Raw genomic sequence first — 13,615 nt, forward strand, 5'->3', positions numbered from 1 at the left:
ATCGTCATCCCGGGCCTGTACTTATCCATCAAATCCGTACAACGTTCCTTTTAGATAACGGATAAATACCTGTTAATACGACTGAATGAGGAAACCATCATGGAGACTTACCTTTTACATCGCGGCAGGCTTATCGACCATATCCAGCTTGTGGTAAATGATTTCGAGGCCAGCAAAGCGTTTTATACAGCCGTGCTGGCGGTCCTTGAGATCCCTGTTGTGAATACCTACGACGATTATTTTTGGGCTGATGAGCTTGTTGTTTCATCCATTAATAGCCCCGGTTCCGCAGGTAAGCCGACAGGTCGCCATCATCTGGCTTTCCAGGCCAGGGATCGTGAGACGGTGGATGCTTTTTACCAGGCAGCGCTGGCACACGGCGGCAGTGATAACGGCGCACCCGGTGAGCGAACTTATCACCCGGGGTACTACGCGGCCTTTGTACTCGATCCCGATGGTAACAACATCGAAGCGGTTTACCATGGCGAGGGGGAACGCAGTGCGGCATCGGTGGAGATTGGCTTCAGTCTTTAAGTATAACGGCCTCCGGGCAGGGGCCGTATTGGGCGGTTGGCATTAAGTCAGACCAGGAGCCAGCCCAGGAATTAGCCATATCGAAGCCCTCATAATAATGAGGGCTACATAAGATAAGTTCAGTATTGTAAATTTACCTTTAACTACACTGGCTAAGGAATAAGCATGTTAAAATCATATATTGTCCCTATCAACATGAAAAATAATAATTATTATAAAGAAATAAAGAAAACCTTGGATACAATAATCATGTCTTTGCTTGGAGTTGTAGTATACTCTGCTATATCTTTAGATGTGAATTTAAACTACCCTCCTGATTGGATAGTTAGTTTACTCTATGTTTTCTTTATACTGTTTATAGTTAGAGTAACGTTTGCGTCATCACCAACCATTATATTTATCAAGCCTTCAAACTGTAAATTTAAAAAATGCTTAGCTAAAATATTTAGCTATATTACAACGTTACTGATAGGTGTGACTTGCTCAGCATTATATACTGCCATCAACTCTACGCCAGAAAAGATCATAAAAACATCTATAATCTTCCTTCTGTGTTATTGCCTGACTACAATTTCTTTATGTTTTTTTGGTTACTTTTCTATAAATCAAATTATAAAAAAGAAATAAACAGAACAAACTACAATATAAGGAATTAAATAAATGAATCCTGTAAACGAAATAGATATTGCAAAGCTAGTTTTGCTACCCGCGGTTTTATATGTGGCTAAAAAGATCATCGACTGGGCGGGAAAAATGATGTCCAGCCCGCCAGCAAAGCGAAAAATCCGCTTCGAAAAGGTACCTATTGAAACAAAAATAGAGGTGCTGAATAAAATCGCTGAGATACCCGACACTAAACTCTCGAGGACGCATCAGACGGTACAAATGAAATTTTTGTATGAGCAGATCGGGATAACGCTTCCTGTCTGGCACGCCCATCAGCTGATCGCGTTTATCGCTGATAAAAATATCGGCTCATATGATGTACGATTGATGAGTTTCCTTAAAAACCCATCCTTATATCGTTGTGAAGAAAATCATTTTTCTGTAGATGCTAAAAAAATAAAAAATTTTCACATCGTTAGCGGGGTTTTCTGGCTATTTTCAATCGTCATTTTTGCCTGCGCCTGGTGGACAACAATACAATCGTTACTGGCCAGCGGGGGCGTAAATTCAGCTATCGCATTTTCACTGTTTTACTTTATTTCCGCTATTGTGGTCACTGGCTTTATCTTGAGCCAGGTTGGAGAAACCTAGCAAAGCGCCAGATTCGCCAGGCTGTTTGAAAGGTGGTGTGAGGATGAAGCGCGGGTGGAAAGTGGGGAGCATGCTGTGCTAGCCGCATCGGAGCCAGAAGAACAGACGCCTCAACAGGAGGTTTTCAAACGATGAAATGCAGATACAAAAAAGTATTTTAGGGGACTGATTGGGGGATTTGGTGCGAAGGCCGGACTCGAACATCGAAACTATCCTTATGATCTTAAGAGAGTAAAACTTATCATGCTGGGCATGATACCATCATTGATACCATCAGTCCCGATTGGTGATAATCGAACAAAGAGTATATTAATCTTGTTTACTTACACTAACTTCGACTTTATCTATATCATAAATACTTACATTTCCTCCAGTCGCATTTAACGGTTCAAAAAGAGCAAGATTGATTCCTTCACTTACAGAACTACTATAAAGTACTCCATGAAAGCCAGTTTTCTTAATAAATTCGCATATATATTGACTTGGAATATAATCAAGGGCTGCACTTTTAGGTAATACAGGTCTTGTTAGTTCATAACCAAGTCGTTCAAGAAAAGGTATATCTGCAAGCATTTTACCCATTTCACCTGGATCAGTTAATAAAAACGGTGAAACGGTTTCACGAGGGTTTCTAAGGTCTATTAGAGTCATGTTATCTCTTAGAGTAAACTCTGCGACACAAGCTCTGTCACCTGTATGAGGTCGAATTTCAGACAAAGCTGTATCTGGTTTAGATCCAAGATATAAATACGGTATACCTGTAGGATTTGCTCTCCCATGACTAACTAATCTCTTGGGGGGAGCCCCCATTTGGTCTATCGTAAAAGCAGCATCATCTGCATAAATACGGGCTCGATACCAAGTTTTAGAAACATCATCCAAAGCAAGGAAACTTAATAACTCGCCAAGCCTATCTGTATCAAGTGATTTATTGAGAAAATATCTATTTTCATACATGAGTTCCTCACAAAGATGATCCCATAATGCGAGAGATTCACTCTTATAATCATCAGAAAGTACGAAGGTTTTTCTAACAATATTCCCATCATCAAGTATATCACCTAATAACTCTTTGGCATGTGCCTCATCTAAAAGAGGATGTGAGAATAGCTTCCAATCCTCTTTCAAATGTGCAACTAGACTCTTACCATCCGGATGATTTTCGTAGATGTTTATCAATGAACTAAAGTGTTCAAATAAAGCATGAGGCTCAATAATCTCAATACCTTTGGTACCACAATACGAACAATCGCCAAAATCTGGAGAAAGTGAAGGTATGATATGTTTCTTTAAACCATTATCCCCAAAACAGCTCGCACAGCAGTACTTGATCATATTATTTACCATCCATGAAATTGGCTATGGTTTCTATATGATGAATCATAGACAATTTTTTAACTGTGCCTAACCCAGGGAAATGGCTCGGATTATGTAATCGTCTAAATTCTTTGATAGCCGACGTTTCAAGCAACATGGATTTGCCTGAATTTAAAGCAGCCATTAATTTATCAAGGGACTGTGCGAACTTACCTGCCGGGTCTGTCGGTGTATCACGTGTTGTCGAAACAAAATGATAGATGTACATTTCATCTTCATGCTTCGTATTAATGTAAGTTAGATGAATAGCAACAGCATACGCAGGGCCACCGGACTCACTAAACTCATCACCAACAATTAAGAAATCACCAAAACCATTCATACCCTCTTCTTCATAGTTAAGATGAAGATCTGAAAAGAACTCAGAATCGGGATGGTCAGCATTTCGTCTTTTTTCAAAGCCATCTTTAATTAAAATTCTTTCTGAACCCGAAAAATGTTTTCGATAAGCTTTAGAACAATAGTTTGAAATAAATACATGTTTGTATCCATCCCCAAATCTTTCATGTAAAGCTTTTGGCTCATCAAACCCAGCATGGATAAAGGTGACTTCATGAACGAGGTCTGAATGAAGGAGATTATCAACCTTAGTAATAGTCATACTCTTATCAAGAAGTACTCCTACAGAAATATTTTTATAACTACTAAATTCATTTTTTAATAATTGAGCTATACTTTGTCCATCAGAAGAATGATCACCACATGCCGGATTAATGATGACAATAGCCTTACCATCATTTTCTTTTATTGTTTTCAGTGTTCGCTCAAGACCATTGAGAGCCTCTCTCACAGGCTCTATAATCGGAGTAAAACCTGCCTCAGCCATTACATTAGCAGTGTCTCTAATAGCTAACAGTTCAAATTGTTTCCCACGAAAATAAGGATAATACATAGTTTGTTACTCCCATAACAATGCCTCATTAAGAGGAAGCTGCATAGTATTAATTAATCGCTCATGATCCTTAGAGCGAAGCTGAATAGAAAGTGCCGCTGGTTGTAAAGACTTTGGTAAGTTAAGAATCAACTCTCTTAAAGAAAGTAAACTTCTGCTTTCCTTTAAAGTTTTTAACATTAAATTATATACAGAAACAGGTGGTAGACCACTAAATTCTTCTTTTAAGAAACCATGCATTTGGGTATTCGGCAAGTCGGGGATTTTTATACCTAACTCGGAAGCTATAATTTTCGCTTCATTAATTCTTAATGACTCAAAGATTGTTACAGGGCATAAAAAGTCTAAGACTTCTTCAGCTTCTCTTACAGTAGAAATTCGATTCCATCGGGTTAAACTCAATACCCCAATGGTAGATTCAGTTGTGTTCAGCACATCATCTATATGTTCTGAACCTGCTATCACATAGATTTTCCCAAATGCTTTGCGGTAGTTTGTTATTTGGTTATTTAGACGGCTTAAGGAATCCCTTTCGGATTTTATTTCGTAAACCGTTCCAGTTCCGTTCAGAATGATGAGATCAGCTTTGCAAGAGCCGATTCTGAATTCATTAAGCATACAGGCAGTTCTTAATGAATGTTTCCCAAGCAAAAGATTGTGTGTGAGTGCAGAACGATAAACATACTCATTCCGCAAGCCTGTTTGTCTGAGTAGGGCAAATGCCTCATTGAAGGCTTCACCAACGGTAATCCCAAGTGTATCTGCATGGTCGAAAAGCTCGGTCTCTCGGAGAGAGCGAGCAAACATAGGAGACTGCCCTTTTTTCGCTATCTCGCTGAAGACGGAAGCGGAAAAAAGTCTACTTAAAGCAGTCAATTGAAAAGAGTTAAGATCGTTACTTCTCATCATGGTGAATCACATAGTCCATCGTTCAGGATCTTGTTTGGTTACTGTCAAAATCCTCAGCAAAACCCACATAAAAGTCGTTTATCAGTGTAGGAAAGCTATGAAAAAATCTTCACCTTAGGTTACCAAACCAGCAGTGCTCTGCAAAGAAATCTCTTCAGCTACTGGAATGCAATCTTTCTGCTTTGTTAAGTATAGATAGATTTAAGAGCAGAAGTTGTGAGATATGGCACAACCGATTGAAAAAGATAGGGTCTATGCGTAGACTTCTACAAAGAGATTATATTAAAAGATTTATCAAACACTTCCAGTAATTTAATTGAAGCTTATTAAAGATATGAATCAAGAGTTATAAAAATCAATGGTTATTTTTAACGGAAAATTAACAGCTCTGGTACAGCACCTCAATACTGAAGCAATACCCAATTTGAGTTACACCCCCCCCCCAAAAAAAATCGAAAAAAAAATAACTCCGCCTTTATTCTGGCTTTATTAAATCAATATATATAATTTTATGGCTGACTCAGAACAGATGCCCTAACGCAAAAAAATTAAATTCTTTTTTTGTTTTCTTTATCCCTATCTGAACAAATTGGCATGATTGAAGACAGTATGCTTTCTTCTTTTTTCGCAATTAAAGCAGGTATATCTATATTATCACAATCAAGATTATCTCCCCACCAATGCATAAATTTGTTCACTGCGGGTGTCATATCCTCTTTACCCTCATGATATTCATCATTCGTAAAAATAGAGGATATTAACTTCAAGTCATCAACTTCTATTTCTCTTACAACCATTCTAAATATATCCTCTGTAGGAAATAAATCAGTTTCCTCCAGTGTAATATTTAATTTAGCAAGTATCTCGCTAATAAGTACATTAACCTCATTGAATGCTTTTTCATATTTACCCATTATGGCACTCCTTTTATTTTCATTATTGCTAAACATTATTTAGCGGATATATTTCAAATGTCAAGTATCATGACAATAAAAAATTATAAATCTTTTCATTCTTATAGGTATGAAATACAAAATCTTAATTGAGATATAATCTTATTTGGGATAGCCTCCTTTGGTTTGACACCCTGATTCAGAGATCATATATAAATGTTTTTTTGCTCGTGATGCACACAATCGAAACAGTCATTTCAGCGCTTCGCCTGCGCTACAGGAGAAGCTTTTAAAAACAATGCAAGCGAAGCTGTCTGTATTTTTGTAAAAGCAACCGCTGCATTATTCTTTTTCTTTATTATAACTGAAGCAAGGGCTAACTCAGCGAAGCCGCTGCGCTTGCTTCTTCAAGTTCCCCTTGCTTTTCTGCCCTTCGGTTAGAAAAGAAACCAAACCGCTACCAACCTTGAATATCTATATTTTTGAATAGATATCCCCCCTCCTTAACTACCACTATCAAAAATAGAAAAATTATCTTACAAATAACCCCACACACATCATTTTAGATTGCGACCTTATTAAATTAAAAATTCAACCTTAGATGGAATTTAATGTATAAGGAATGTCTTACTGTAACGGAGAATTTTAAACATTAAAAATTATAGATATGGTTTGTCATAGCCTGTACATCTATTCACCCCATGCATATGCACTAAGAAAGCATTTTTTGAATACTGGAGTTGCCCTTGCTAAAACGGACACGGCTAATTAACTGCTAATATGGCATCAAGATATTCGCGTGGCGATTTCATGTTCAACCCCTTGCGTGGATGCAGATTATTATAATTCTCTATCCATTCTGCCATTTTTCCATCACTGAGACTGCATCCGGCAGATCATTTACTTACACGTAATTCCGCTTGAACGTCTTTACAAACGATTCTGCCATGCCGTTACTTTCCGGATGCGTACTGGTGTAGTACACACGATGAACCCCAGTGAACTGGCGAATGTGCGCGTGGTATCGGCTATGCAGCAATTATGCCAATGACAGTGGCTCCATTGACGGCAATGACCTGACATCTACAATCCCGCTACAAAGCACTTACTCCATGAGTCATTGCACTTGCTGAGCTAAACAAACACACTAAAACCAGATAATAATTAATCGCTGTATAAGCTCGTAACAAGCGGAACTTTAAGGCAAAATAGGGCCATCTTCCCCCTTCACAAGGTTACGCTAATGGCCAGAAAACCTAAAGAAATCAAAACAGACCCGTTAGAGGTCATCCTGTGGAAAGCGGCTGACAAGCTACGTAAGAACATTGATGCAGCCGAGTACAAGCATGTCGTGCTGGGCCTCATTTTCCTTAAGTATATTTCTGATTCTTTTGAATCTCATTATGAGTTGCTGAAGGCTGGTGAAGGCGAGTTCGCAGGTGCTGACCCGGAAGATAAAGACGAGTACACCGCTTACAACATTTTCTTTGTCCCTGAGCTTGCACGCTGGAACTATCTAATATCTAAGGCCAAGCTACCCGAAATCGGTAAGCTGGTAGATGATGCGATGGAACTTATCGAAGCGGGTAACCCACAGCTAAAAGGTGTGTTGCCGAAAGTCTATGCCCGACAAAACCTCGACGCCACAGTGCTGGGCGAACTGATTGATCTGATTGGCAACATTGCACTAGGCGATGCCAAAGCGCGTTCTGCTGACGTTTTAGGCCACGTATTCGAATACTTCCTTGGTGAATTTGCACTGGCAGAAGGCAAACAAGGCGGTCAGTTCTATACACCAAAATCCATTGTAAGCCTGCTGGTAAACATGCTGGAACCCTATAAGGGACGCGTCTTTGATCCCTGCTGTGGTTCTGGTGGTATGTTCGTTCAGTCTGAAAAATTTGTTGAAGCTCATCAGGGCAATATTGACGATATTTCGATTTACGGTCAGGAATCAAACCAGACAACCTGGCGTCTGGCAAAAATGAACCTGGCTATTCGTGGTATTAACTCAGAACACGTCCGGTGGAACAGTGAAGGTTCATTCCTTAATGACGCTCATAAAGATTTAAAATCTGATTTTATCATTGCTAACCCACCGTTTAACGTTTCCGACTGGTCCGGTGAGCAGCTTCGTGGTGATGCCCGTTGGCAATATGGTATCCCTCCTGCCGGCAATGCTAACTTTGCCTGGATGCAACACTTCCTGTATCACCTGTCGCCAAAAGGTCAGGCTGGCGTTGTACTGGCAAAAGGGGCTTTAACCTCTAAAAGTTCGGGTGAAGGTGAAATTCGTGCAGCACTGGTTAAAGATGCCAATGTGATTGATTGTATCGTTAACTTACCCGCAAAACTGTTCCTGAATACCCAGATCCCAGCGGCCTTATGGTTTATGCGCCGAGATCGTGAAAACAGCAACCAGTATCGTGATCGCAGTAAAGAAATTCTGTTTATTGATGCCCGTAATCTTGGTCATTTGATCAACCGCCGTAGCAAAGTTTTTTCAGACGACGATATCAAGACCATTGCAGATACTTACCATAACTGGCGTAACAAAGGTGGCGACTATGAAGACGTGGCTGGTTTTTGTGCGTCCGTAGACATTGATGAAGTGGCTAAACTCGATTATGTGCTGACTCCTGGCCGTTATGTTGGTCTCGCTGATGAAGAAGACGATTTTGACTTTAAAGAACGGTTCACGGCTCTTAAAGCTGAGTTTGAGGCACAACTCGAAGAAGAAGCACGTCTGAATCAGGCTATCGCTGATAATCTGGCGAAGGTGGTGTTATGAATTGGTTGCATGAGGTCAGTATTAAAGATATTTGCGATTTAATTACTGTTAAAACAAACATTAAAAACGCATCTATTGAAAATTATATCTCAACCGAAAATATGCTACCTAATTTTGGTGGTGTTGAGCATGCTGAAAAACTACCCACATCAAACACCGTAAATACATTTATTCCTCAAGATATTTTGTTTTCAAACATCCGAACTTATTTTAAGAAAGTTTGGTTTTCGAGATTTAATGGCACTGCCTCCGCTGATGTATTAGTCTTTCGAGCTAAGGATAATTGTGATAGTAAATTTTTGTACTATCTCATGTGTGATCCGTCTTTTATTGAGTATACTGTTCTAACATCCAAAGGGGCGAAAATGCCCAGAGGGGATAAAGATGCAATTTTCAGTTACACTGTATCATTGCCTTCTATCCAAGAACAAAAGGCCATCGCCTCTGTGCTGTCCTCTCTTGATGACAAAATAGACCTGCTTCATCGCCAGAATAAAACGCTGGAATCTATGGCTAACACCCTGTTTAGACAGTGGTTTATTGAGGACGCGCATATACACTGGACGGAAAAAAAACTGTCCTCTTTTGGAAGAATAATTTGTGGTAAAACGCCTTCAAAAAAGAATTCTTTGTATTTTGGTAATGATGTTCCTTTTCTAAAAATCCCTGACATGCATGGCAAGGTTTTTGTATTCAAATCAACTGATAATCTTTCATTTGCAGGGGAGCATAGCCAATCAAAAAAAACAATTCCACCAGGAAGTATATGTGTTAGCTGTATCGCTACTGTTGGTTTAGTCTGTATAACTGATGTAAGCATGCAAACAAACCAACAAATTAACTCCATTATTCCTAACAAGGAATATTATAAATATTTTTTGTATCTTTTAATGAAAAGCATGGGTGATGAATTAAATAACCTGGCAAGTGGCGGTACTGCAACATTAAACTTGAACACTGGGGATTTTTCTAACATAACATTTCTTTCCCCTTCAGAAAATGAGTTGAAAATATTTCATCAATCCATTTCAAGTTTATTTGATAAGTTAAAATTAAATTCAAAACAAATTAATATAATTGAAAACCTTCGAGACACTCTTCTTCCCAAACTGATGAGTGGTGAAGTAAGGGTTCAGGATGCAGAAGAAGCAATCGCGTCAGTAGCTTAAAATAATTAAGCGGGTATGCAGCCCGCCCTCTGGTTAAGCAGCAATAAGGACAGTACTCATGGTAAAGATGACCGAATCCGATATTGAAGTAATGGCGATTGAGCACCTGCAAGGGCTGGGCTATGAGTATGTTTACGGCCCGGATATTGAATCCAGTGGCATTAATCCGTTACGTAGCTATCAGCAGGTTATCCTTGAAGATAAGGTGCGTATTGCTCTACAACGCCTGAATCCGCACCTTAGTGAACAGAAGTGTGAGGAAGCCCTGAAACAGATGATGCAGATCAGCACACCTGATCTAATGGCAAACAATCTGGCCTTTCATCGCCTGTTGACCGAAGGGATCAATATCGAAGTCAGTAAGGATGGTAATACACAAGGAGAGCTGGCCTGCCTGATCGACTTTAACGATCCCACTAATAATGAATTTCTGGTCATTAATCAGCTCACCATCAAAGAAGGCAATCATACCCGCCGACCTGATCTTATTTTATTCATCAATGGCCTGCCATTAGTCGTTATCGAACTTAAAAATGCCGCTGACGAAAATGCTACGGTAACAGGTGCCTATAATCAGATTAAAACCTATCAGAACCAAATCCCCGGTCTGTTTAACTACAATGCTTTTAATGTGATATCTGACGGGCTGGAAGCCAAAGCGGGGACGGTTTCTGCCGATTTCAGTCGTTATATGACGTGGAAAACTGCTAACGGTAAAACGCAAGCCACCAGTACCCAACCACAGCTTGAAGTTTTATTACAGGGGTTGCTTAATCCTGTAACGCTGCTGGATATGATCCGCCACTTTATCGTGTTTGAGGCCAGCAAACATGAAGACAGCAAAGGGATTATCAGTATCCGTACTGTTAAAAAAATGGCGGCTTATCACCAGTACTACGCGGTCAATGCAGCAGTTCTTTCCACTATTCGTGCCTCAGCGGTGAATGCGGACTCCCCCTCTGCCGAAGTGGCACTGCGCCAGCAGGGACGTAACAGTAAAGATCTTGTTAATGCGCAAAAAACCGGAGATCGCAAAGCGGGCGTAGTCTGGCATACTCAGGGTTCCGGTAAATCGCTTTCGATGGTGTTTTACACCGGGAAAATTGTGCTGGCGCTGGATAATCCGACAGTTGTTGTGATTACTGACCGTAACGACTTAGATGATCAGCTATTCGGTACGTTCTCTTCCGCGACCCAGCTACTTCGTCAGACACCAAAACAGGCCGACAACCGGGAAGAACTCAAAGAATATTTGCGCGTAGCCTCTGGTGGTGTGGTGTTTACCACTATTCAAAAATTCCAGCCTGATGATGGCAGCAATATCTATGAGTTGTTGTCAGACAGAACCAATATTGTCGTTATCGCTGATGAAGCCCACCGTTCACAATACGGTTTCAGCGCCAAAGAAGTTGACGTGAAAGACAGTGAAGGCAACGTTACAGGTAAGCGCACTGTTTATGGCTTTGCCAAATATATGCGTGATGCCTTACCTAATGCGACCTATCTCGGCTTTACCGGAACCCCCATAGAAAAAACGGACGTCAACACGCCTGCTGTTTTTGGTAACTATGTTGATATCTACGATATCTCGCAGGCCGTTGAAGATGGTGCAACAGTTCGTATCTTTTATGAAAGCCGTCTTGCCAAAATTGCCATCAGTGATGAAGGTCGTCAGCTTATTGAAGACTTTGATGATGAGTTTAACGAGGACGAACTGACGCTCACGCAGAAAGAACGTTCTAAATGGGCCAGAATCGAAGGTTTGATTGGCAGTTCAAAACGTATTAAAGCGATTGCGGCGGATATGGTTCTGCACTTTGAGCAGCGCTTAAAATCCAATGCCGATCATGGTAAGGGCATGATTGTTACCATGTCCCGCCGTATTGCTGCTGAACTATATAAAGAAATCATAGCCTTAAAACCTGAATGGCACAGCGATGATTTAAATGACGGTATAATAAAAGTCGTCATGACCTCTTCTGCTGCTGACGGGCCAGAAATTGCCAAGCACCACACCACCAAAAAAGAACGTCAGGTTCTGGCTAACCGTATGAAGGATGACGACGACAAGCTTAAACTGGTGATAGTGCGTGATATGTGGCTTACCGGCTTTGATGCACCAAGTATGCATACCCTCTATATAGACAAACCGATGAAGGGCCATAACCTGATGCAGGCCATTGCCCGCGTTAACCGGGTATACAAGGATAAAATCGGCGGTCTGGTTGTTGACTATCTGGGCATTGCTTCTGATTTAAAAGAAGCCTTGTCGTTCTACTCTGATGCCGGAGGACGTGGTGATCCTGCTGAGGTTCAGGAAGAAGCCGTTACCCTCATGCAGGAAAAACTGGAAATCCTGGAAGGTATGATGCATGGCTATGATTACAAAGCCTACTTTACTGCAACAACTTCACAGCGCCTGACGATTATCCTTGAATCAGAAAACCACATTTTAGGTTTGGATAACGGCAAAGGGAAAATGCGCTTCCTTGCCGCTGTTGCTGCCATGTCCCAAGCTTTTGCACTGGCAACGCCACATGATAAAGCAATGGAAGCGGCACCCGAAGTCGCATTCTTCCAGGCGGTTAAGGCTCGCCTTAATAAATTTACTGAAAACCCGGACGGCTCAGAAGAAGAACATAATGACAGTCTCGAAGTGCGGGTAAAACAGACTATCGATCAGGCACTGGTCACGGATAAAGTCGTCGATATCTTTGACGCAGCGGGAATACAGAAGCCGGATATCTCTGTGCTATCTGATGAATTTCTTCAGGAAATGAAGGATTATCAGCACAGAAATATTGCGCTGGAAACGCTTAAAAAACTGCTTTCTGATGAGATCAAGGTTCGCTCGAACCAGAGTATTACGCAGGGTAAAAAACTGATCGATATGCTGACCTCTGCAATCAATGGTTACCAGAACAAGGTACTGACCGCTGCGGAAGTGATCGATGAACTGATCAAGCTTGCTAAAACCATACAGGAATCTGACAGCCTTGCCAGCCAGTTAAACCTCAGCCCCTACGAATATGCCTTCTATTCTGCGGTTGCAGATAACGACAGTGCACGCGAGTTAATGAAAAAGGAAAAGCTGCGTGAATTGGCGGTCGTACTGACGGAAGCTATCCGCAACAATGTCAGTCTGGACTGGACAGTGAAAGAGGCGGCAAGAGCGAAAATTCGTGTGGTTGTAAAACGGCTGCTCAAAAAATATGGTTATCCGCCTGATATGTCATTGCTCGCCACAGAGACTGTTTTGAAGCAGGCTGAACTTTTAGCTGGAGAATTAGGAAAATGATTCCTCTAAATTTTTAACATACAAACTATTTTAAGTTATACAGGAGAAGCTAATGGATAGCAGGCCATATCTTATATATATACTATCACTGTGGCTTCTATTTTTATCATTATTATTAATCACTAAAAGAACGCTACTCTTATGAAGAAATCCTCCAGGACAAATTACAGAGAGAGCAAAAAGTTTTACGAACGACGCTTCAACCAGTTAACAACACAGCAGTTACAAAGAAAAGATTATAAATATGCCTACCCCCAGATTTTAACCTCAGTAAGGTAGTCAAGGGGAACTAATGTAACTAATTTAGTATACTTCTTCACATAAAGCCTGAGCACTATGATAGTGCTATTTAATTACCTCTCATTTCGCTAATTAAAACCATTTAAACCTTCCTTTACCTTAAAAACATATAATTCAAATAACATAAAAATAGCATTTTATGCTAAATTTGTATATTCATCATAAAAAACACCCACTTAAATCAGTTATATATTA

9 protein-coding genes and 2 pseudogenes are annotated in these 13,615 nt (G+C 40.5%); 6 read left to right on the forward strand and 5 right to left on the reverse strand.

The features are described 5' to 3' along the window. Positions 1-99 precede the first annotated feature (99 nt). From EGY08_RS11800 to EGY08_RS11810, 3 genes and pseudogenes are all read left to right on the forward strand, one after another. Positions 100-534, forward strand: coding sequence for a VOC family protein (locus tag EGY08_RS11800; protein WP_117076050.1), 435 nt, complete (start codon positions 100-102; stop codon positions 532-534). 165 nt (positions 535-699) lie between these two features. Continuing rightward, the gene (locus tag EGY08_RS11805; RefSeq protein WP_049113955.1) at positions 700-1,161 is read left to right on the forward strand and encodes a hypothetical protein; all 462 of its coding nucleotides are present in this window, start codon (positions 700-702) and stop codon (positions 1,159-1,161) included. A 33-nt stretch (positions 1,162-1,194) separates the two neighbouring features. Next, positions 1,195-1,926: pseudogene (locus EGY08_RS11810) on the forward strand (hypothetical protein). 174 nt (positions 1,927-2,100) lie between these two features. Here the strand turns inward: EGY08_RS11810 and EGY08_RS11815 are convergent. The 5 genes and pseudogenes from EGY08_RS11815 to EGY08_RS11835 form a co-directional block, all read right to left on the reverse strand. Further along, positions 2,101-3,126, reverse strand: a complete 1,026-nt coding sequence (locus tag EGY08_RS11815) for an RES domain-containing protein (RefSeq protein ID WP_123828514.1) — start codon at positions 3,124-3,126, stop codon at positions 2,101-2,103. Between the two features lies 1 nt (position 3,127). After that, complete coding sequence (locus tag EGY08_RS11820; RefSeq protein ID WP_123828515.1) at positions 3,128-4,060, reverse strand: sce7725 family protein; 933 nt, start codon at positions 4,058-4,060, stop codon at positions 3,128-3,130. A gap of 6 nt (positions 4,061-4,066) precedes the next feature. Next, entirely contained in the window at positions 4,067-4,969 is a 903-nt protein-coding gene (locus EGY08_RS11825; RefSeq protein ID WP_123828516.1) for a sce7726 family protein, read from the reverse strand. A 548-nt stretch (positions 4,970-5,517) separates the two neighbouring features. Continuing rightward, positions 5,518-5,883, reverse strand: coding sequence for a hypothetical protein (locus tag EGY08_RS11830; RefSeq protein WP_123828517.1), 366 nt, complete (start codon positions 5,881-5,883; stop codon positions 5,518-5,520). 743 nt (positions 5,884-6,626) lie between these two features. Further along, positions 6,627-6,903: pseudogene (locus EGY08_RS11835) on the reverse strand (integrase core domain-containing protein); the annotation flags it as partial. A gap of 202 nt (positions 6,904-7,105) precedes the next feature. On the opposite strand from EGY08_RS11835, the gene EGY08_RS11840 reads away from it, so the two are divergent. From EGY08_RS11840 to EGY08_RS11850, 3 genes are read left to right on the forward strand one after another with little or no spacing between them, the layout of a single operon-like run. Next, positions 7,106-8,653, forward strand: a complete 1,548-nt coding sequence (locus EGY08_RS11840) for a type I restriction-modification system subunit M (RefSeq protein ID WP_123828518.1) — start codon at positions 7,106-7,108, stop codon at positions 8,651-8,653. Next, positions 8,650-9,822, forward strand: a complete 1,173-nt coding sequence (locus tag EGY08_RS11845) for a restriction endonuclease subunit S (protein ID WP_123828519.1) — start codon at positions 8,650-8,652, stop codon at positions 9,820-9,822. The genes EGY08_RS11840 and EGY08_RS11845 overlap by 4 nt, the downstream gene beginning before the upstream one ends. A 58-nt stretch (positions 9,823-9,880) precedes the next feature. Beyond that, positions 9,881-13,120 carry a type I restriction endonuclease subunit R gene (locus EGY08_RS11850; RefSeq protein WP_123828520.1) on the forward strand — a complete coding sequence of 1,080 codons (3,240 nt, stop codon included), beginning with the start codon at positions 9,881-9,883 and terminating at the stop codon, positions 13,118-13,120. Positions 13,121-13,615: the final 495 nt, after the last annotated feature.

Origin of the sequence: Klebsiella sp. FDAARGOS_511 (genome assembly GCF_003812845.1) — a bacterium.
GTDB classification, from domain to species: Bacteria; Pseudomonadota; Gammaproteobacteria; order Enterobacterales; family Enterobacteriaceae; genus Klebsiella; species Klebsiella grimontii.

Excerpts from the sequence above, each read along its gene's own strand:
- EGY08_RS11800 (WP_117076050.1), top strand. The coding sequence starts at position 100 with ATGGAGACTTACCTTTTACATCGCGGCAGGCTTATCGACCATATCCAG.
- EGY08_RS11805 (WP_049113955.1), top strand. The coding sequence starts at position 700 with ATGTTAAAATCATATATTGTCCCTATCAACATGAAAAATAATAATTAT.
- EGY08_RS11815 (WP_123828514.1), bottom strand. The coding sequence starts at position 3,126 with ATGATCAAGTACTGCTGTGCGAGCTGTTTTGGGGATAATGGTTTAAAG.
- EGY08_RS11820 (WP_123828515.1), bottom strand. The coding sequence starts at position 4,060 with ATGTATTATCCTTATTTTCGTGGGAAACAATTTGAACTGTTAGCTATT.
- EGY08_RS11825 (WP_123828516.1), bottom strand. The coding sequence starts at position 4,969 with ATGATGAGAAGTAACGATCTTAACTCTTTTCAATTGACTGCTTTAAGT.
- EGY08_RS11830 (WP_123828517.1), bottom strand. The coding sequence starts at position 5,883 with ATGGGTAAATATGAAAAAGCATTCAATGAGGTTAATGTACTTATTAGC.
- EGY08_RS11840 (WP_123828518.1), top strand. The coding sequence starts at position 7,106 with ATGGCCAGAAAACCTAAAGAAATCAAAACAGACCCGTTAGAGGTCATC.
- EGY08_RS11845 (WP_123828519.1), top strand. The coding sequence starts at position 8,650 with ATGAATTGGTTGCATGAGGTCAGTATTAAAGATATTTGCGATTTAATT.
- EGY08_RS11850 (WP_123828520.1), top strand. The coding sequence starts at position 9,881 with ATGGTAAAGATGACCGAATCCGATATTGAAGTAATGGCGATTGAGCAC.